The sequence below is a fragment of the Devosia sp. MC1541 genome (assembly GCF_012847305.1).
GTDB lineage: Bacteria > Pseudomonadota > Alphaproteobacteria > Rhizobiales > Devosiaceae > Devosia.
Map to the genome: position 1 here is coordinate 467871 of NZ_JABBDZ010000001.1, position 21555 is coordinate 489425.

Annotated in this window: 15 protein-coding genes; 5 read left to right on the forward strand and 10 right to left on the reverse strand. The window is 58.1% G+C overall.

The window, feature by feature from the left end:
- Nucleotides 1-42: 42 nt before the first annotated feature.
- Nucleotides 43-1560 (reverse strand): ABC-F family ATP-binding cassette domain-containing protein, encoded by a 1518-nt coding sequence (locus HKD40_RS02155; protein ID WP_169194065.1) that lies wholly within the window; start codon nt 1558-1560, stop codon nt 43-45.
- Nucleotides 1561-2287: 727 nt separating this feature from the next.
- On the opposite strand from HKD40_RS02155, the gene parE reads away from it, so the two are divergent.
- From parE to HKD40_RS18140, 3 genes are all read left to right on the forward strand, one after another.
- Entirely contained in the window at nt 2288-4303 is a 2016-nt protein-coding gene (parE, locus tag HKD40_RS02160) for a DNA topoisomerase IV subunit B (protein ID WP_169194066.1), read from the forward strand.
- Nucleotides 4304-4624: 321 nt separating this feature from the next.
- Entirely contained in the window at nt 4625-6076 is a 1452-nt protein-coding gene (locus HKD40_RS02165) for a DEAD/DEAH box helicase (RefSeq protein WP_169194067.1), read from the forward strand.
- A gap of 132 nt (nt 6077-6208) precedes the next feature.
- Nucleotides 6209-7267: a GGDEF domain-containing protein gene (locus tag HKD40_RS18140; protein WP_169194068.1), complete on the forward strand. Its 1059-nt coding sequence runs from the start codon at nt 6209-6211 to the stop codon at nt 7265-7267.
- Nucleotide 7268: 1 nt separating this feature from the next.
- Here the strand turns inward: HKD40_RS18140 and aroA are convergent, their stop codons facing one another.
- The 8 genes from aroA to HKD40_RS02210 form a co-directional block, all read right to left on the reverse strand.
- Nucleotides 7269-8549 (reverse strand): 3-phosphoshikimate 1-carboxyvinyltransferase, encoded by a 1281-nt coding sequence (gene aroA / locus HKD40_RS02175; RefSeq protein WP_169194069.1) that lies wholly within the window; start codon nt 8547-8549, stop codon nt 7269-7271.
- 175 nt (nt 8550-8724) lie between these two features.
- Nucleotides 8725-9105: an iron-sulfur cluster assembly accessory protein gene (locus HKD40_RS02180; RefSeq protein WP_169194070.1), complete on the reverse strand. Its 381-nt coding sequence runs from the start codon at nt 9103-9105 to the stop codon at nt 8725-8727.
- 52 nt (nt 9106-9157) lie between these two features.
- Nucleotides 9158-9532 carry an SUF system Fe-S cluster assembly protein gene (locus tag HKD40_RS02185; protein ID WP_169194071.1) on the reverse strand — a complete coding sequence of 125 codons (375 nt, stop codon included), beginning with the start codon at nt 9530-9532 and terminating at the stop codon, nt 9158-9160.
- Nucleotides 9533-9553: 21 nt separating this feature from the next.
- A complete protein-coding gene (locus HKD40_RS02190; protein ID WP_169194072.1) occupies nt 9554-10774 on the reverse strand; it encodes a cysteine desulfurase in 1221 nt (406 codons plus the stop codon).
- A gap of 148 nt (nt 10775-10922) precedes the next feature.
- Entirely contained in the window at nt 10923-12128 is a 1206-nt protein-coding gene (gene sufD / locus HKD40_RS02195; protein WP_169194073.1) for a Fe-S cluster assembly protein SufD, read from the reverse strand.
- 2 nt (nt 12129-12130) lie between these two features.
- Nucleotides 12131-12892, reverse strand: a complete 762-nt coding sequence (gene sufC / locus HKD40_RS02200) for a Fe-S cluster assembly ATPase SufC (protein WP_169194074.1) — start codon at nt 12890-12892, stop codon at nt 12131-12133.
- 61 nt (nt 12893-12953) lie between these two features.
- A complete protein-coding gene (gene sufB / locus HKD40_RS02205) occupies nt 12954-14483 on the reverse strand; it encodes a Fe-S cluster assembly protein SufB (RefSeq protein WP_169194075.1) in 1530 nt (509 codons plus the stop codon).
- Between the two features lie 64 nt (nt 14484-14547).
- Nucleotides 14548-15693 (reverse strand): aminotransferase class V-fold PLP-dependent enzyme, encoded by a 1146-nt coding sequence (locus HKD40_RS02210; RefSeq protein ID WP_169194076.1) that lies wholly within the window; start codon nt 15691-15693, stop codon nt 14548-14550.
- A 280-nt stretch (nt 15694-15973) separates the two neighbouring features.
- Between HKD40_RS02210 and HKD40_RS02215 the strand changes: the two genes are divergently transcribed.
- Both HKD40_RS02215 and tyrS read left to right on the forward strand, forming a co-directional pair.
- Nucleotides 15974-16636: an alpha/beta hydrolase gene (locus HKD40_RS02215; RefSeq protein ID WP_169194077.1), complete on the forward strand. Its 663-nt coding sequence runs from the start codon at nt 15974-15976 to the stop codon at nt 16634-16636.
- Between the two features lie 116 nt (nt 16637-16752).
- Nucleotides 16753-17988, forward strand: coding sequence for a tyrosine--tRNA ligase (tyrS, locus tag HKD40_RS02220; protein ID WP_169194078.1), 1236 nt, complete (start codon nt 16753-16755; stop codon nt 17986-17988).
- 58 nt (nt 17989-18046) lie between these two features.
- Here tyrS and HKD40_RS02225 read toward each other — a convergent pair whose 3' ends face one another.
- On the reverse strand, nt 18047-21523 hold the full coding sequence (locus HKD40_RS02225) for a hypothetical protein (RefSeq protein WP_169194079.1): 3477 nt from the start codon (nt 21521-21523) through the stop codon (nt 18047-18049).
- Nucleotides 21524-21555: the final 32 nt, after the last annotated feature.

Sequence of the window (21555 nt, forward strand, 5' to 3'; positions counted from 1 at the left end):
AGTTGGTGAGAACGGGAGCTCCTCGCGGGGCTCCCGTTCTTTTTAGAGAGCGGCAGCCATCTCCGCGAAAAAGTCTTCCGGACTGTCAACTTCGACCAGCCGCCTGCCCTTGATCTGCAAAAACCGCGTCCCAACCGCCCGCAGAAACGCGCGGTCGTGACTGACGATAATGGCCGTGGCACCCTGCCCGCAGATATCGTCCTCAAGCTGTTCTTGCCCGGGGATGTCGAGGTGATTGGTCGGCTCATCCAGCAAATAGAAATTGGGCTTGGCTAATCTTAGCGCCAAGAGCGCGACACGCGCCCGCTGACCAAGGGACAGTGTCGCCATTGGCTTGGTTTGCTTCTCGGTGGCAAAACCCGCGCCCGCCAACAGCGCAATCGTCCGCCGATCGCCCTCGTCAAACCGCTCCAATAGGTAATCAAGTGATGACCGATTGGTGGGGAGCCAAGCGAGGGCTTGGTCCATATATCCGGGCACAAGCTGGGGCGAGAGCCGCACACCGTCAACCACATCGCCCGCAAGTGCCTCTGTAATGATGCGCATGAATTGGGATTTGCCAGCACCATTTGCGCCTAAGAGGACAACCCGATCTCCCTGAAAAATATGAAGCTTTTCAATTGAGAATAAGGGGATAGCATTCGGAGTGGTAACAGGAAGGCTACTGATTGTCATCATGACGCGGGCGTCCGCACCGCTGTTGCCGAGCTTGACCAAGCCCGTCCGGTCGCGATGCACCTCCTGGACTTTGTTCTCAATCTTCTCGGCACGCTCGCGCAACTGCTTGGATTTCACCGTCAGCAGATCGCTTCCCGAGTTGATACCGATATTGGTCAGTTTTGCAGCTTGCTTGCGCAGCTGAGTGGCTTCTTTGAGATCGCGCTCGCGCTGGGCTTGGGCCGCCGCATCGACGCGATCAAGCTCCGAGCGGGCGGCTGAGTAGGCAAGCGGCAGATAGACAGGCTCGTCAGGACGTAGGAACAGTGTCCTATTGGTTACGCGATCGAGAAAGGCCCGATCGTGGCTAGCGATAACCACCGGCATGGATTTCGCCGCATAGGCGAGCCAATCCTCAAGCGCGACGATACGGGAGAGATCAAGATGGTTGGTGGGCTCGTCCATCAGCAAGCCATCCGGCTCGCCAACCCAACAGCGCGCCAAAAGGGCCATGCGCTGCCACCCACCACTCAACTGGTTGAGAGCCTTGTCTCGAAATTCTTCTGGGATGGAGAACTCCTCCAGCACCACATCAACACGCCAGCCTTCGCTTTCGAGCTGGCTGCGGTCGAGCCCCGTGCCAACGAAGTCGCGGAAGGAGAGCGTGAGAAATTCTGACGGAATGTCCTGCGGAATATAGCCGAGTTTCAAGCCCCGCGAGCGCGTGATCGCGCCTTCGCTCAATTCAAGCTCCCCCGCCAGGGCCCGCAAAAGCGTAGACTTGCCACGCCCGTTTGGCGCCACAAGGCCAACACGGTCGCCATCAGCGATGGAAAGAGTGAGCTTTGAGAATAAGAGATCGCCCGCACGGTGGCCGGCATTTTTGAGACTGAGAGTGCCCATGGATTTCGCTCATTGGATCGGCGCAAGTGTGGCGCCATTTGCCGTCAATTCAGCGCTACAGCATCAGCCGAAGCGCCATAAAGGGCGAACCAAGTGGGAAGGAGCGAAATATCGTCCGGACCGACTGGTCAGCCCTGCCGCCTAAGCAACAGGGCATGAACGGGACCACGCTGGCGATGCGTCGGAAATATTGTCACGTCACCCTCCCGTCTCGACATTGAACGATGCATAAGTTTATGCCGCCCCGAAGGACGGCACAAGATATTCAGCAGAAATAAAAGAGACCTATCGCCAACACCATCGCAAGAACACGCGAGGTGCGGAGATTGGCCAGCCGGTACGCAATACTATTTCCGGCGTGTGGCCAATGTCCTGGCACAGTTGGGCGGGGAACACTTGTTTGATACGCAATACTCAAGTGATCTGCCCTCATACGGCAACTCCATACAAAAACCGTATGTCCACATGAGTATCAGCACGCACTTAAAAAAGTGCTCCCAAGAAACAAACAGAACGTAAATTCATCCACGTATCCTGGGACACTCACTGTCCCGGAATGAGAACAAGCACCCATCAGGTACATCCAGAGTTCTCATATCGTTCACCTTGACGGCAATGAAGCACAGCTCATCTGTGGGAATTGAACGCAGGTCCAGACCGGCAAAAATCCTCGCGATATGGTAGAAAACCCAATTCGCCCGATTCGGGCCGAACTGATGGAAAATGTATGTCGTCAGATCTCTTCGGAGCAGCCGCTCCTCAGCAAGACCAACCACAGATCAAACCGAAAGCCGAAGTCGCGCCTCGCGTCTCCGGTTCGCCGGAGGCCTATGGTGCTGCCGACATCGAGGTATTGGAAGGCCTTGAGCCTGTCCGTCGCCGTCCGGGCATGTATATCGGCGGCACGGATATTAACGCCTATCACCACCTCTTCGCCGAAGTTATCGACAACTCGATGGACGAAGCGATCGCTGGTCACGCGACCCGCATCGAAGTTCATTTGGGCGCCGATGGCTATTTGACCATCTCGGATAACGGCCGCGGTATTCCGGTCGAAATCCACCCAAAGTTCCCAGGTCGCTCAACGCTTGAGATCGTGCACACGATTTTGCACGCCGGCGGCAAGTTCGACGGCAAGGCCTATGAAACATCCGGCGGCCTTCACGGCGTTGGCGTTTCGGTTGTGAACGCGCTCTCGGACGACTTGATCGTTGAGGTCGCGCGCGAGCAACAGCTTTATCGCATTCAGTTTTCACGCGGTAAGGTGGTGCAGGACGTGGTCAATGTTGGCCGCGTGCAGAACCGTCGCGGCACCACGACCCGCTTCCATCCCGACCCGGAAATTTTTGGCCCGACCGCAAAGTTCAATGCCGGTCGCCTCTTCCGCATGACCCGCGCCAAGGCATACCTCTTTGGTGGCGTTGAGCTGCGCTGGAGCTGCGACGAAGAACTGGCGAGCGACGACGTTCCGGCCAAGGCTGTGTTCCACTATCCGGACGGCCTCAAGGACTTCATGACGGCGCGGATCGAAGGCGAAACGCGCATTACCGACGAAATTTTCGCGGGCAAGACCGGCCGCCCCGGCAGCCACGCTTCGGTCGAATGGGCGATTGCCTGGACCTTGGGGGACGGCGGCGTACAGTCTTATTGTAATACCGTCCCGACGCCTGATGGCGGCACGCACGAAGCGGGCCTGCGCATGGTGCTGCTGCGCGGCCTCAAGAACTATGCGGAACTGATCAAACACAAGGGCGCGGCCAATCTGACCGCTGAGGACATTCTGACCTCCTGCTCGGCCATGCTGTCGGTGTTCGTGCGCGAACCTGAATTCGTCGGCCAGACCAAAGACAAGCTCGCCTCGCAAGAAGCCACGCGTATTGTTGAAACAGCGCTGCGCGATGCGTTCGACCATTGGCTGGCGGCCTCACCCAATCAGGCAGGCAAGCTGCTCGACTGGGCCGTAGAGCGCGCTGAAGAGCGCTTGCGTCGCCGCAAGGAAAAAGAGATCGATCGCGCCAGCGCCACACGCAAGCTACGCCTGCCCGGCAAGCTCGCAGACTGCACGCAGAATGCGGCGCAGGGTGCTGAACTGTTCATCGTGGAAGGTGACTCGGCGGGCGGATCTGCCAAGCAGGCGCGTAACCGTATTACGCAGGCCGTTATGCCGCTGCGCGGCAAGATCCTCAACGTTGCTGGCGCAAGCCGAGACAAGCTCGCCGCCAACCAGCTGATTGCCGATCTCATCCAAGCGCTCGGTTGCGGTACCCGCGATCGCTATTCTGAAGATGAGTTGCGGTATGACAAAATCATCGTCATGACCGACGCGGACGTGGACGGGGCGCACATTGCCGCGCTCCTCATCACCTTCTTTTTCCAAGAGATGCCCAAACTCATTGAGAATGGTCACCTCTATCTTGCCCTGCCGCCGCTCTACCGCATCACTCAAGGCAACAAGACGCTCTATGCGCGTGATGACGCCCATAAGAACGAGTTGATGAAGACCGAGTTCACCGGCAAGAGCAAAATCGACATCACCCGATTTAAAGGTCTGGGTGAAATGCCTTATGTGCACCTGCGCGAGACGACGATGTCGCCGAAATCGCGCCAGTTGCTGCAGGTGAAAATGCTGGATGATCGCGATGCAACCCGCACCGCCGTGGATCGATTGATGGGCAACAAGCCTGAATTGCGCTATGAATTCATTCAGGAGAACGCTGCTTTTGTGACCGATTTGGACATTTGATCAGCAAAGATTTACTGCAATATGGCGTGAATCGGGCAAACCCGTTGACAGTCAAGGGGTTTGCGCTATGGTCCGCGCCGCTAGCTATACGTTAGGCATCGGCATTTCTATCGCCGGGGAATGCTAACGTCAGCACCCTGCAACACTCTGGATCCGCCGTGTGTTGCTTTTGAACGCGAATGGTCACGCGACATTGTTTCCATTCGAAACTTTTAGGGCAGCGCGCCCGCAATAGCGGTACAGGCGCGCGCTCATCGGTGACGCTGAGGTCATGTACTGGCTGAATAGCGCCGCTCCGCACCGCTGATTGGGACGACCGACTTGACCGACGACTTTTCCGGACTTGGGCTTTCGAGCAAGGTAACCGAAGCTGTCACAGACGCTGGTTACACGAAGCCTACCGAGATCCAGGCTCAGGCAATTCCACACCTTCTGAATAAGAAGGATCTTATTGGTATCGCGCAGACGGGTACCGGGAAGACTGCCTCTTTTGTATTGCCCATGCTGACGCTGCTGGAAAACGGCCGCGCCCGCGCTCGTATGCCCCGCACACTCATTCTCGAACCGACCCGCGAACTCGCGGCGCAGGTTGCCGAGAACTTTGAGAAGTACGGCAAAAATCACCGTCTTTCGATGGCTCTGATCATCGGTGGCGTATCGTTTGAAGAGCAGAACAAGAAGCTTGATCGCGGCGTTGACGTGCTGATCGCTACTCCTGGCCGTCTGCTCGACCAATTCGATCGCGGCAAGATCCTGCTGACCGGCGTGGAAGTTCTCGTCATCGACGAAGCGGACCGCATGCTCGACATGGGCTTTATCGACGATATCGAAAAGATTTGTTCGCGCCTGCCGCCGCGTCGCCAGACCATGCTGTTCTCGGCAACGATGGACCCACAGATCGAGCGCCTCACCAAGCGTTTCCTCAAGGACCCAGTCCACGTTCAGGTCTCGCGCACCTCTTCGACCGCCGACACGATTGATCAGAAGCTGGTCAAGGTATCCTCGCGCCCAGATCAGAAACGCGCGGCTCTGCGCGAACAGATCAACGCGGCGGAGAACCTCACCAATGCGATCATCTTCTGCAATCGCAAGCGTGATGTGGCTACCCTCGCCCGCTCGCTTCAGCGCCACGGTTTCTCCGCTGGTTCGCTGCATGGCGACATGGACCAGAAGAGCCGCATGGAAACTCTGGATGCCTTCAAGACCAACAAGCTCACGCTCCTGGTTGCCAGTGACGTCGCGGCACGTGGTCTCGATATTCCAGCGGTAAGCCACGTGTACAACTTCGACGTGCCTGTGCACGCCGAGGATTACGTTCACCGTATCGGCCGTACGGGTCGCGCTGGTCGCTCTGGTGTTGCCTACACATTCGTCGCCCCCGCAGACGAAAAGCACCTCGATGCGATCGTAAAGCTGATCCAAAAGCAGATCGAATGGCTCGCGCCAAGTAAGACTGCCCAGGCAATCACAACTGAAGCGGCTCCCGATGCTGCTGAAGACGCTGAAGCCAAGCCATCGCGTGGCCGTCGTGGCGGTCGCACCCGCAAGGTCGCTAAGGCTGAAAAGTCCGATGTTGTGGCTCCGTCGCCTACAGAAGTAGAAACGAATACCGTGGACGAACCACTTAAGCCGCAAAGAACGCGCGCCGACAACGCACGCCGCAAGCGCAATAACGACACTGCACCAGTGGCAGCGCCGAACAATAATGGGCCATTTGGCGACGCCGGACCAATCCCAGCGTTCTTGCTGCGCCCGACGCGCATTGCCCAATAATCATTAAACGCTCCAAGATTAAGCATTGCTACATCTTGGAGCGTTACTTTCTCACATCCGCGTGAGAATATCCTTACGCACGACTCACTTAACCATGCTGGATTAGGCCAGCACACCGGGGGGCTGGTGGTAGTGTCGGATCAGGATCTAGAGCGCTCTTTTGGCTTTGCCAAAATCGCCATAAATCAATTGAAGCAGAATTGCGTACCGGCCGAACCGGCCTTTTACGAGCTGCTTTACACCTATGTCAAAGGCACCAACCAGAGCCTGAACGATCGCCTCAACGCGCTCTTCATGTCTGGCGTGCAGCTCACTCCGCTCACTGCCGAACTGCTCCACAAGGAGTTTTTCGAGGTGGCGGTCTCAGAACGGGTGTCTGTTGTTTCAGACCGCGTTGCCGAGCGCATCAATGCCGTGAACGGCGCCATTCAAGGTGCGCTCGAAACCGCGCAAGATTTCAGCACCACGCTCTCCAGCGCATGGTACGACCTTGATACAGCGCGCGATGCAAGTTCCGTAAAAGAGATCACGCGGAAGCTCATTGTTGAAACTGAGCGGATGCAGGATGACAACTCCTTGCTCAGCGCGCAGCTGGCCGCATCACGCGATGCAATTGCCAATATGCAGCGTGATCTGGACGAAGTCCGCCGCGAAGCGATGCTGGACCCGCTGACCAAGCTCTATAATCGTGCGCGCTTTGACACCTGTCTGATAGACGCCATGCACGAAGCGCGCCTAGCAGGCACGCCATTGTGTCTTCTGCTCGTCGATATCGATAATTTCAAAGCCTTTAACGACAGCTATGGTCACCTCACCGGCGACCAAGTGCTGCGCCTCGTCGCTGGGCAGTTGCAGACTTCGCTCGAGGGCAAGGGCATTGCTGCCCGGTTTGGCGGTGAAGAGTTCGCGGCAATATTGCCAGAAACCGACATGCGCCTAGCGTCCCTTACCGCAGAGATCATTCGCGAAGCCATTCAGAGCAAGCAATTGCTGCGCATTTCCACGAGCGAGCGCTTGGGCAATCTCACCGCGTCTATCGGGGTTGCAAAATTCGGCCAGGCCGACAGTTTCGCCAGCCTCGTCGACCGCGCCGATGCCTGTCTGTATGCAGCTAAGCGCGCGGGGCGTAATCGCGTCATCTGTGAAGATGAGTTGCAAACCCCGCGCTCGGTTGCCTCGTCCGTCGCCTAACTCAAGCCGCCGGCGTTAGCGTAACGCCGAGGCTTTCCAGCATGTCCCAATATTCCGGATAGGTCTTGCCTGTGCAGGCGGGGTCGAGAATAACCACGTTATCGACGAGTAGGCCCGCCAGAGCAAAGCTCATGGCGATGCGATGATCGTGATAGGTCTCAATTTTTGCGCGCGAGTTGCGCCCCTTAAGCTTGGCAGGGAGTTGTGGGTCGGATGCGATGAGCAGATCGTCCCCCTCCTCCGTGGCGAGGCCCGGCATGATCCGATTAAGCTCATTGGCGACGGCCCGAATGCGGTCCGTTTCTTTGACGCGCAAATTGGCAATGCCAACAAATCGCACAGGCGTGTTATTAAAGGCAGCGACGACGGCCATGGTCGGAACCGCGTCTTGCATCTGCGATCCGTCAATCACCGCTGGCATATTCGGGTAAGCCGCAATCATGGCTTGCGCCGAAGCGTCCGGCTGCGTGAAGGCATCGGCTGAGACACCAAGATCGATGCTGCCGCCCGTCAGTGCCTCAATGCCCCAAAGATAAGTTGCGGCAGACGCGTCGGGTTCGATGTGGAAATCGGTTGCGGTGTAGCCGGTTGACTGCACAATCCAAGTGCCTTCGTCGGCCTGTTCAACGTCAGCGCCAAAGGCGCGCATAGCCGCAAGTGTGAGATCGACATAGCCACGGGCGCCGATGTCTTTGCCCGCGAGCGCGATTTCAATTGGGCCATCGCCGAATGGCGCTGCCATAAGCAGCGCGGAAACATATTGGCTCGACAGAGAGGCGTCGATTTCAACGCGCCCCTTCCCAAAAGTGCCATTGCCTTCAACAGTCACAGGCGGGCAGCCGGTCGGGCTCGACGCCCCGATGCCGAGCGCATTGAGGGCATCAACCAGAGGCTTGATCGGGCGAACGCGCATTTCCTCGTCGCCATCGACGACCACTGTGCCGTTAATCGTTGCCACTGCGGCGGTCAGAAAGCGCGTTGCGGTCCCGGCATTGCCGAGGAAGAGCGGCGCATCGGGGACGGCCAGCTTGCCTGTGCTGGTGACGAGGAAAGTAGTCGCATCCGGCTCTTCCACCGTGACGCCCATTTCGCGCAGGGCGCGGGCCATGAGCACAGTGTCCTTGCTCTTGAGCGCCCCCGTCAGGCGGCTCGTGCCATGCGCCAGCGCTGCCAACAGCAGAGCGCGATTGGTGATGGACTTGCTCCCCGGAGGCGAAACGCGACCGTTCAGAGCTTTGCCGGGCGGGGTGATGGAGTAAGCAGCTGGAAGAGTTTTTGGCATGCATTCGCTCTAGGACAAAGCCGCAACTCGCGCAATCTCGCTTCAACGCGAAAGCGTACGGGGCGCGGGGATTTTTATACGGGGCATATCCCGATGCGGACGATGGTCCCTGCCCCCAAAAAACAAAAACGCCCGGATCGCTCCGGGCATTTTGAAATTTCAGACAAGTCGCCAATTATGCTTCGGCGCGGGCTTCCACCAGTGCTTTGAGGTCCGCAGGCTTGAGCGTGATGCTTTCGCCGCAACCGCAGGCACCGGTCTGGTTCGGGTTTTTGAAGGTGAAGGTCGAGCCCAGCTTGCCGGCCTCAAAATCCATCACCGTGCCGAGCAGGTACATGGTCGCCTTGGGATCAACCCAGACGTTGACGCCCTTGTCCTCGACATGGTCATCGCCCGCCACAGCTTCGCTGACATAGTCCATCGTGTAGGCAACACCCGCACAGCCGGAATTCTTGATGCCAACGCGCAGACCGATCACAGGCGTATCCGAGTCTTCGATAATCTCGGTGATCCGCTCTACAGCGGCGTCTGTCAGCGACATGATCTTGAACGGCATGGATCGAAACCTTTATCGGTAATTCACGATATATAGGACGAAACGCGTCCCATTACCACCAGTTCAACGCAACCTGAGCTTCTTCGCTCATGCGGGTCGCATCCCAAGGTGGATCAAACACCATGTTGACCTTAACGTCCTGAATGCCTTCAACGCTGCGGGCAGCGTTTTCGACCCAGCCGGGCATTTCGCCAGCCACGGGGCAACCGGGCGCGGTCAGGGTCATGTCGATGGTGAGGTTACGATCCTCATCCAGATCAACCTTGTAGATCAGGCCAAGCTCATAAATATCGACTGGAATTTCCGGGTCGTAGACGGTTTTCAATGCGCCAATCAGGTCGGTCGTGATCCGCTCGACTTCATTCTCAGGCAGGCTGGCAGAAACACTGGGGGTGATGCGCGTGTCGGTTACGGTATCGTCGCTCATGGTCGTCTTTCTCGTGCCTAATCAGGCAAAAAATTTCGCGGCGCGCTGAATGCCGTCGACCAGCGCGTCAATATCGTCTTTGCCGTTATATAGGGCCAAAGAGGCACGGCAGGTAGAGGTCACGCCAAAACGTTTCAGCAGCGGCTGGGCACAATGGGTGCCAGCGCGAACAGCGATGCCGTAACGATCAAGGACCGTGGCGACGTCATGGGCGTGCGCACCGGCAATCTCGAACGAGAAAATGCCGCCCTTGCCTTCGGCAGTGCCGATCATGCGCAGGGAATTGATGCTCTTGAGCTTTTCGGCGGCATAGGCAGCGACTTCATGCTCATGGGCGATGATGTTTTCACGGCCAAGGTTTTGCATGTAGTCGAGGGCTGCGCCGAGGCCCATGGCCTGAACGATAGCCGGCGTGCCCGCCTCAAAGCGATGCGGCGGTTCGTTATAGGTGACGCCTTCGAGGGTGACGGTTTCGATCATCTCGCCGCCACCCTGATAGGGCTGCATCTGGGCGAGAAGATCGTATTTGCCGTAGAGAACGCCAATGCCGGTCGGGCCGTAGAGCTTGTGGCCGGTCATAATGTAGAAATCGACGTCGAGGTCAGCCACGTCCACAGTGGTGTGAACGGCGCCCTGCGAGCCATCGATGAGCACAGGAATGCCGCGCGCGTGGGCGCGTTCGATCACGCCCTTGATTGGAGTGACAGTGCCCAAGACGTTGGACATGTGGGTCATGGCGACCATGCGGGTCTTGTCCGATAGCGCCGCTTCAAAGGCATCCATATCGAAAGAGCCGTCGTCCTTGACGTCGACCCATTTCAAAACCGCGCCCTGACGTTCACGCAGGAAATGCCACGGCACAATATTGGAATGGTGCTCCATGGTGGTGATGATGATCTCATCACCTTCCTTGATGCGCGGGCCAGCAAAGGAGGAGGCAACCAGATTGATCGCTTCGGTGGCCGATTTGGTGAAGATGATTTCTTCGAGGCGCGGCGCATTGATGAAGCGCTTTACGCTCTCCCGCCCGGCTTCGTAGCCTTCTGTCGCGCGATTGGCGAGCGTGTGCAGACCACGGTGGACGTTGGCGTATTCGTGGCGGAACGCATAATCCATACGCTCAAGCACTGCATTCGGCTTTTGCGCCGATGCGCCGCTATCGAGGTAGACAAGACGATGACCGTGAATTTGCTCCGACAGGATCGGAAAATCAGCACGAACGGCAGCTAGATCGAAGGTCATGTTTTGGTCCTTGTGGCGTCCCGGTCCACGAACGGAGCATTTTGGGTGGGTGAGGGGAAATTCCCCTACCCCTATTTGCGTTAAGGCCCCCTCACCCGGCGCTCTGCGCCGACCTCTCCCCCGAGGGGAGAGGAGAAGTGTGAGGCCCTTACTTGCCGAGAAGCCAAGTGTCGATGACGTCGTTGAGCACGCCAGCAACTGCTTCGTTTTCGATCGGATCGACCAGTTCTGCGATAAAGCCGCGAACCATCATGGTTTCGGCTTCAGCCTTGGGAATACCGCGGCTGAGGAGATAGAAGAGGCTATCTTCATCCAGTTTGCCGCACGTCGAACCATGGCCGCAGACAACGTCGTCGGCGTAGATTTCGAGTTCTGGCTTGGAGAGGATTTCCGCTTCGTCCGACAGCATCAGGCCCTGATGCATGAACTTGGCATCGGTCTTCTGCGCATCGCGCGCCACAATCAGCTTGCCCTGAATGACCGACTTGGAACGGCCACGAGCAATCGACTTGAACAGCGGCTGCGAGGTGGTGTGCGCCACAGCGTGCTCAGTGATCATGGTGATGTCAGCATGCTGACCATCGGCCACGAGATTAAGCCCAGTGACGTCCGCATGTGCCTCAGCGCCTTCAAGACGCGGCAGCACCTGTGTGCGAGCCAGATTTGCACCACCATGGACCACCAGCGTGCGCAACTGCGCGCCGGCTGCAAGGTGATACTCATTGGTCGCGAAGTGCGAGGACTGCGCTGGCGAACGGTCGATCGACACGTGCACAACTTCAGCGCCTTCGCCCAGGGCGATGTAGACGGCGTGGTTGCCCAAGTGCGCAGCGTCCGAACCGGCGAAGGTTTCGACGATGGTGACCTTAGCGCCATCCGCCACGAAGACCTTCACAGCGTCCGAGACGTGTGCAGCTTCGCCAACGATGGTGTGATCAATCTGGATCACCTGCTCGTCGCCAGCGGCGATGTCGAGCGAGAGAGCGGTCTTGGTCAGGCCGTTGTTGATGTGGGTTACAACATCATCGCGGGTCGACAGAACGCCACCCCGTGCGGTGCCGATCATAATGCCTGCAGGAGCGTCCGTAGACGCCTTTACAGCGCCATTGACGATCGAGATCACATAAGCGCCCTCAATCGCCACAGACGGCGTCACTGCGTCGTTTGCAGCCGCTGCGAGATCCGGTACGGCGCGCAGCAGAGTCTTCAAATCCGTATAGTGATAGGCTTCGACGCGACGGGTCGGCAGACCCGCAGTTTCGATGCGCTCCGCAGCCTGATCAGCGCCAGCGGCCTTCAACTGCTCAATCAGCGTATGCTCGGCAGCGCCGAGACGAACTGGAAAAGTCGCCATTGTTACGCTGCCTCGCCGCCGTAGTTGGCATAGCCTTCAGCTTCGAGCTTGAGCGCGAGCGACTTGTCGCCGCTTTCCACGATCTTGCCGTCCGAGAAGACGTGCACAACGTCTGGAACGATGTGGTTCAGTAGGCGCTGGTAGTGGGTGATGACGAGCATGGAACGCTTGCCGTCGCGCAGCGAGTTCACGCCGTTTGAAACAACCTGCAGCGCGTCGATGTCGAGGCCCGAGTCGGTTTCGTCGAGAACGGCCAGCGATGGCTTGAGGAGCGCCATCTGCATGATTTCCGCGCGCTTCTTTTCGCCGCCGGAGAAACCAACGTTGAGCGGACGCTTCAGCATGGATGAGTCAACGTTCAGCGCTGCGCCAGCTTCCTTGACGAGACGCATGAACTCTGGGGTCGAGAGTTCAGCTTCGTCACGAGCCTTACGCTGCGCGTTCATCGCCGCCTTGAGGAAGGTCATGGTCGAAACGCCGGGGATTTCGATTGGGTACTGGAAAGCCAGGAACAGGCCAGCAGCAGCGCGTTCATCTGGCTCGAGGCCAAGGATGTCGACGCCGTTGAGCAGCACTTCACCTTCGGTGATTTCGTAGTCTTCCTTGCCTGCGAGAACGTAGGAAAGGGTCGACTTTCCCGAGCCGTTACGGCCCATGATGGCGTGAACTTCACCCTGTGGGATCACAAGGTTCACACCCTTGAGGATCTCGCGATCTTCGATGCGAGCGTGCAGGTTGCGAATTTCAAGAACGGGAGTGGTCATCTGTTTGTCTCCAAATCCGGGGTCGCCGCTAGCGCCACCCGGGTATCCAACTGTTTGCGGTTTAGCCGACGCTGCCTTCGAGGCTGATCGAGATCAGCTTCTGGGTTTCGACCATGAATTCCATTGGCAGGTGCTGAAGCACGTCACGGACGAAGCCGTTGACGATAAGCGCCACAGCTTCTTCCTCGTTGAGGCCGCGCTGCATGCAGTAGAACATCTGGTCGTCGGAGATCTTCGAAGTGGTTGCTTCGTGTTCGAACACCGCAGTGCCGTTACGGCTCTCGATGTAAGGAACAGTGTGTGCGCCACACTTGTCGCCGATCAGCAGCGAGTCACACTGGGTGAAGTTACGAGCGTTCTTGGCCTTAGCGTGGGCAGAAACCTGACCGCGATAGGTGTTGTCCGAGAAGCCTGCAGCAATACCCTTGGAGATGATGCGGCTGGACGTGTTCTTGCCCAGGTGGATCATCTTGGTGCCGCTATCGACCTGCTGGTAGCCGTTCGAAATCGCGATCGAGTAGAATTCACCGCGCGAATTGTCGCCGCGCAGGATGCAGCTTGGGTACTTCCAAGTGATCGCCGAGCCGGTTTCAACCTGCGTCCAAGAAATCTTCGAGTGGTTGCCACGGCAATCGCCGCGCTTGGTCACGAAGTTATAGATGCCGCCCTTGCCGTCCTTGTCGCCCGGGTACCAGTTCTGGACCGTCGAGTACTTGATTTCGGCGTTTTCAAGCGCAACGAGTTCAACCACTGCAGCGTGCAGCTGGTTTTCGTCGCGCATCGGAGCGGTACAGCCTTCGAGGTAGCTGACGTAGCTGTCATCATCAGCGATGATGAGGGTGCGTTCGAACTGACCGGTCTTCTTCTCGTTGATACGGAAGTAGGTCGAGAGCTCCATCGGGCAACGGACACCCTTTGGAATGTAGACGAAGGAACCGTCGGTGAAGACGGCCGAGTTCAGCGTCGCGTAGTAGTTGTCCGAAACGGGAACCACCGAGCCGAGGTACTTCTTCACGAGCTCTGGGTGCTCGCGCACGGCTTCAGAGATCGAGCAGAAGATGATGCCCTGCTTGGCCAGTTCTTCGCGGAAGGTGGTGACAACGGAGACCGAGTCAAACACCGCGTCGACCGCAACATTGGCGCCGAATGGCGTGCCAACGGATTCCGCTGCGCCTTCAACGCCAGCCAAGATCGCCTGCTCCTTGAGCGGGATACCCAGCTTGGCATAAGTCGCCAGCAGTTCCGGATCGACTTCATCAAGGCTCTTGGGGCCCTTGAAGTTCTTCGGCGCGGAGTAATAGCTGATGTCCTGGAAGTCGATCTTTGGGTAGTGCAACTTACCCCAAGCTGGTTCTTCCATGGTCTGCCAGCGGCGGAACGCTTCCAGACGCCATTCCAGCATCCATTCCGGCTCTTCCTTCTTAGCCGAGATGAAGCGAACGGTGTCTTCGTTCAGGCCGACAGCAATCGTGTCGGATTCAATGTCCGTTTCGAAGCCGTACTTGTACTTGTCGACGTCAAGCGCAAGCACCTGCTCGACGGTTTCCCGATCGATCTCTTCCTTGAGGGTCGGAATATCGAAATCCGCCATTAGGCTCTCCTTTATGTCCATCGACGGGTCAAGGCCGCCGCGAACGAACTATTCTTTCAGCGACCTAGGCCGCTGTTCCTGAACGCTTGTGGCGTGCAAGAAGTTTTTCAAAACCGGCAAGAAACGCAGTCACGTCCTCGCTTGTGGAAGTCCAGCCAAAGCTGACGCGCAGGGCACATTCGGCCAAAGCCTTAGGCACGCCCATTGCTGCTAGAACATGGCTAGCGCCGACTTTGCCTGACGAGCAGGCCGAGCCGGACGAAATTGATAGACCCATAAGGTCCAAGGACATCATCGCTGTGGCATTGCCGAGACCGGGTACAGCAAAGTTGACCGTATTACCGACGCGCTGAGCAGTTTGCCCGAAGATTACGACCTCTGGCGCAAGCGCCTTCAGTCCGGCCTCAAGCTGGTCGACGAGCGCCAACATGCTCTGCGCATCATATTCACTTGCGGCCGCTGCCGCGCCAAAAGCTGCGATCAGCGCCGTTGGCTCAGTACCACCACGACGCCCCTGCTCCTGACCACCACCCGGAATCAACCGCACGGTGTCGGCGTGGCCTTTGACCAACAACGCACCAATACCGACAGGTGCGCCAATCTTATGGCCGCTTATAGCAACCATATCGGGAGCCGATGCGGCAAAATCCAGATCAATCTTGCCGTAGGCCTGAACCGCATCAATAAAAAGCGTGTGACGGGTTGGCCCCACCAGAGCACTAAGCCGGCCAATTGGCTGAACTACGCCGGTTTCATTGTTCACCCAATGAAACGCTGCAAAGAGCGTGATGTTTTCTGCATCCGCACGAGACAAAAACGACTGCAGTTGATCGAGATCAATGTTGCCGTCTTCTTTTAGCCCTACGGTCCACACAGGCAGGCCCGTGGCCTCAACTGCCTTGAGGACAGCAGCGTGCTCCCCCATGCTGGTGACTATGGCGCCTGCCGAAAAAACCTTTGTTCCGGCCATGATAGCCTGCGTAATGGCTTCGGTAGCGGAACTTGTGAAGACGACTTGACGGCGCTCTGCACCGGCCCGCGCAGCCACTTGTTGACGACCAGTCTCCATCACATCGCGCAGCGCGCGACCATGGGTGTGGACCGATGAGGCATTGCCGGTGAGCGCAAGCGCAGACAACAAAGCGTCTCGCGCTTCGGGGCGAAGCGGCGCAGCTGCATTGTGATCAAGATAGACCGAAGGTCTCGTCATTACGCCTACCGGACACAGTGTCCGACACCTTTATATAGAGCCAAACCGCAGCATAGAACGCATATGCGGCCAAACACGTCTTGAAATTGAAGGCCCAACTTCATTACAAGGGGCGCTCAAGCGCGCCGTTCTGCGGCGCACAATCGAGTTTCGAACCATTCTAAACTGATTTTTCGACCCATGTTTTAGGGAGAGCACCGCGCTTAGTCAAGCTGCGTGAACTCCTTTTGAAACGTCCGAAACGTCACTGTGACAGAGCCGGAAAGGCCGGATTAATCCTATGCCAGAAGTGATCTTTAACGGCCCAGAGGGCCGCTTGGAAGGCCGTTACCAGCCAGGTAAGGAGCCAAACGCTCCAATCGCCATCCTGCTTCATCCGCATCCGCAGTTCGGCGGCACGATGAACAACCAGATCATCTACAACCTGTTCTACATGTTCGTAGAGCGTGGTTTTGCGGTGCTCCGCTTCAATTCGCGCGGCGTCGGTCGGTCGCAGGGCGCATTCGACCACGGTATCGGCGAATTGAGCGATGCGGCGGCCGCTCTCGACTGGCTGCAGACCATCAACAGAGAATCACGCGGTTGCTGGATCGCCGGTTTCTCCTTTGGTGCGTGGATCGGCATGCAGTTGCTGATGCGTCGCCCAGAAGTTGAAGGCTTTATCTCGGTGTCCCCACCGGAAAACCTCTATGACTTCTCGTTCCTCGCCCCCTGCCCGTCTTCGGGTCTGATCATCCATGGTGATAAGGACCGTGTGGCCCCACCTGCTTCGGTGCAGAAGCTGGTGGACAAGCTCAAGACCCAGAAGGGCATCACCATTGAACAGCAGATCGTGGAAGGGGCTAACCACTTCTACGAAGGCAAGATCGATGAACTGACCGAACGGTGCGCCGAGTATCTCGACCGTCGTCGTCAGGAGATCGCGGACGGCGGCGGGCGCTAAACTCAGTAGCGCAAAGAGGCGATCGCCTCACCACGGTGTGCCCTGAGTGGGCACGCCGTCATCATTCCCAGACGCCAGATCATACAACTCCGCACTGGCGGCACTTGGATCGCAAAATGAGCAAGTACACTTCCGATTTCCTGCGCACCCTTGATGAGCGCGGCTTCATCCACCAGATTTCCGACGCTGAGGGCCTTGATAAGCTCTTCGCCACCGAACAGGTCACCGCCTACATCGGCTTTGACCCAACCGCGTCGTCGCTGCACGTCGGCAGCCTGATCCAGATCATGATGCTGCACTGGCTGGAAAAGACCGGTCACCGCGCTGTTGCCCTGATGGGCGGCGGCACCGGCATGGTCGGCGACCCATCGTTCAAGGACGAAGCGCGCAAGCTGATGGGCACGGATATGATCCAGTCGAACATCGACGGGATCAAGCAGGTGTTCTCCAACTATCTCGACTTCTCTGAAAAGTCGCTGATGGTGAACAACGGCGAATGGCTCTTACCGCTCAACTACCTCGAATTCCTGCGCGACGTTGGCCAGCATTTCTCGGTCAATCGCATGCTCAGTTTTGACTCGGTCAAGCAGCGTTTGGATCGCGAGCAGTCGCTTTCGTTTCTAGAATTCAACTACATGATCCTGCAGGCCTATGACTTTGTGGAGCTCAACCAGCGCTACAACGTTCGCCTGCAGATGGGCGGTTCGGATCAGTGGGGCAACATCATCAACGGGATCGACCTCGGTCACCGTATGGGTACGCCACAGCTTTACGCGCTGACCTCGCCTCTGCTGACAACCTCTTCGGGTCAGAAGATGGGCAAGTCGATGAATGGCGCGATCTGGCTCAACCCAGACATGCTCTCGGCCTATGATTTCTGGCAGTACTGGCGCAACACTGAGGACGCTGACGTAGAACGCTTCCTCAAGCTCTACACCACCCTGCCGCTCGACGAGATTGCAGGCATTGTTGCTGGCGACATCAACGAAGCCAAGAAGCGTCTTGCTTCCGAAGTCACCGCCATGCTGCGCGGCAAGGCTGCGGCTGACGAAGCTGCCGAAACCGCTCGCGCGACATTTGAAACCGGTAAGCTCGACCTCTCGCTGCCGACTGCTGAAGTGGCAGCGGCTGAATTGGCTGCGGGTATCGGCGTGCTCAACGCACTGGTTAAAGCTGGCCTCGCAGCGTCCAATGGCGAAGCCCGCCGTCACATCACCTCTGGTGCAGTGCGCGTCAACGATGCCGTTATCAGCGACGAAAAGCTGATGCTGGGTGACGATGCCCTGCTTGAAGAAGGCGTGATCAAGCTTTCCGTCGGCAAGAAAAAGCACGCACTGATCAAGCCGGTTTAAGTCGGTCTTTTACAACGAGTTTGAAGGGCGTCTCTCGGGACGCCCTTTCTTTTTGGGCTCAGTTTGCTGGTGGCAGTTCGCGTGAGCGGAACTCGAAGAACTCGCGCAAGAACCCCGGTGCCAGAACGCTCAGCGGGTTGATAACAAAGTTCGGGCTATCGAGCGCGCCATTGACCGCAAAAGTGACGCCCACGAGCCCTTCGCCTTCGCGGCCACCGAGGAACTCGCCGATGATCGGCAACTGCTGGAATACGTTGTTTAGGCCAAAGAGCGGGACGTAAGTGCCTGTGAGATCCCACTGGCGGCGGTCGGTGTAGATAAAGCCCCGCATAGTGCCGCCGACAGTCGCGCCCGCCAGGACCGCATTGCCCACTTCGACACGGTCGCGCTTACGAACGAAGTCGACCTGCGATGCGGTAAAGTCGAGACGGTTCTGCGTGGCAATAGCACTGCGCGAGTCTGAGTGATTGCCCAGCACCTGCACAACCTTGTCTTCATCGACGATGGCGAAATTGCGCATGATCAGCTGCCCGACTTCTTGATCAAGCTGCCGATCAGTGGTCATCACCAAGCTACCCGAGCCCCCGGCGAGCTGGGAGTAGATGCCGAGCAATCGCAATATCGTCCCGGCGTCGTTGAAGGCCACTGTCAACGTGCGCCCGTTCGGAGCGGGATTGGTCGTGATGGAAATGGCATTGCCTCCAGAGAACTGCGCTGCCAGCGTTGCCCGGCGCAGATCGGAACCACGCAAGAGCATGTCCACATCGAGATTGAACGCCGTCACGGCATAATAGCCAATGGCGCGATCGAGCTCGATATCCATCGAAATGGGCGCGCTCACCTGTGTCGCTTCCACGCCGCCCGAGCCCTGTTCAAGGCTGAAGAACCGTCCAAGAACAGGTTTCAGATCAAGCTGTTCACCGCGTACGCGGACGGCAAACCCATCCTCAAGCGGCGTCAGACGGACACTGGCGCTATCGCCCTTGCTGAGCTGGAAGGTGCCGAACTCGGCCGATTTGAGCGCTTGTTGTGCGTCAAGCTCCAGCGTCCCGGCGAGCCGCACATCGTCAAAGGCCAGCACGATGTTTTCGAGCCTTGTGCCTTGCGAGCCCAGCCGAACAATGGCGCTCAACGTGCCCGCGCGACCGATGGACTTATAAATCCCCAGATCGCGGACATTCACCCCCGCCCCTTCAAGATCGACCGTGAGGTCAATCGCGCCATCCGAGAGTGGGCTGGCGATGAACCGCACTGTCCCTTCCAAGAAGGCTGATAGATCAATGCCCAGCTTGCCAATGTCGTCTATCGAGACCGTCGAGGCCACTTGCAGCTTGGGCTCTGAGGTGGGCGTGCCTTCGACCAGAATATCGGCCGGCATGCCATCGATATTGGCGGAGCCGTTAAACCGATAGGCGTGTTGGGTCGCCGCGATCTGGAGTTCGGCATCCCGAATGACGCGCCCTTCGACGGGACGGCTGCTGCCAAAGCGGCTCAACCCGCCATTGATTACGTAGTCGACCTGTTCGGGCTTATCTGGCGCCGTGATCAACGTCGTCACTACGTTGACATCAACTTCACCAGACAGGGTTTCAATGTCGAGCGGCAGTTGCAGCTGCTCCAAAATCTGGGGTCGATGCGCCTTGGCAAAAGCCACAACGGAGGGAATATCGCCGAGCACGTCGCCGGAAAGTTCCATCACCGTCTGGTCGGGCGACGAGTTATCGAGCACAAAGCCGGGGTTGATTACTTCGATGCTGCCCACATCAGTGGCGACGCTGACGAGGCCCCCCGAATAGGACACCACAGCATCATCAATAGAGATGCGAGACGTGCCAGAAATGTGGATCGGCTCCATGCTCGGCAGCGGTCGGGCGACCATGCCGGTGCCGCTGAGCATGACCGAAATGCTGTCCTCAGGCAGTGGTGCATTGCCGCCCGGCGCGCCAATCGTGCCGACGGGGAAGTTGAAGCGCATCTGCGTGTCGAGAACCTGACCCGCCGACACGTTCTGCAAAACCCAATCCCTCGCCTCAGGGGCCGTGATGTAGGGCCACAGCCGCGTCATGTCCTCAACACTGAAATCGTGCCCAGTCAGCGACAGATCAATGCCCGTGCCGCTCTGCAGCATGTCAGCGCGACCCGAGAGGGAGAGTTGCCCGTCGCCCTTGGACACCGTCAGTTGATCGATACCAACAGCGCCATAGAGCCCCGCGGACCAGCCGTAGAAATCGATGCGATCAAACGGCTGCTCCATTTTGGGCAGATCACTGGGGTTGATGAACACATTGCGCGCTGAAAGCGCGATCCCCGTGGTCGAACCGAACTGCTTATCGAGCCCCAGCGCGATAACGCCATAAACACTGGCCGTGGTGTCCCCGACCTGAATTGTGCCTTCCTGCAGCACAAAGCGCCCTTCGCTAGGTTTCCAAACCACATCGAAAATCGAACTGACGATCGGATAGCTGTCAGTGCCGATCTTGAGGTCCAAGCCGGTGAGGTCGAGCTTGAATTCGCCCCCGATTAGCTCCCCAACATCGGGCGTGAAGGTCACATCGAGCGACAGCGCCCCAGTTCCCCGCAAGGCCACCAGAGCGTCCTGTCCGTCAAGGACAGGTAGGATATTGGCGTAGTCGATGTTGGTCACATCGGCCTGCAAATGCCTGGTGCCGTCTTCTGCCAACATCCTTGTCAGCGCCACATGCACCTTCCGTCCGGCGATGGTCGCGGAAATCTTGCCCTCAGTGCGCTGTGCATTGCCAGGGACCGGCGCGATATCGACTTCAACATTTTCTAATCTGCGGAATAGGCCGTTGACGGGGTCCAACATCGCGACCTCGCCACCCCGAATATAGAGACGCGAAAAGCGGCCTTGCGCCGTCTGCTCGACAAGGTCTGAAATCGCGGCTTCCGCCGCTTCCAGATTGTAAATCAGCCAATCATTGTCCGAACGCATGGGCGGGGCAGAGCTTTTCTCGGTCTGCACGCCCTCAGCATCGATCTCGATGGCCGGAAACCGGTCGGCGCCCTCCATCACGCTGATGGTCGGCAGGCTGTCTTCTGAAAGGCCGTGAAATTCGAGTTCCACCAGACGCGGCCCGTGCAGGTCCTGCACCATCTCGATATCTGGCCCGACGATGCCAATGGACGCGCCGGGCTGCCCAAACAGCGCTCGGGCGGGTGAGAACCCCACTTCAATAGCATCAACGGCGATATGGGTGCCCGATTTCCTGTCTGTCAGCCGGACCGGCGCGAACCGAATGACGGGCCAAACTCCGTTCTCCAACCCCAGTGCCATGTCGCCGATTTCGATATCGGTATCGGGGCCCATGGCGTTCTGCACAAACAAGCGCACGGCGGGTCCGGATAATGGCAGGCTGATCGGCGTCGCCAACAGCACCAGATAAAGGATCAGGGATAGCGCGCAGGGAATACCCAGAAGCCAGACGAGACTCTTGGTCGCCTGTCGAGCCCAGGCTCGTGGCGGCGAGGATGGCGATGGTTTCGGCGCTTCTGCAGAAATGATCGCGTCACTCACTATTGTCCCGAACAGCCTTGGCGTGCCCGGAG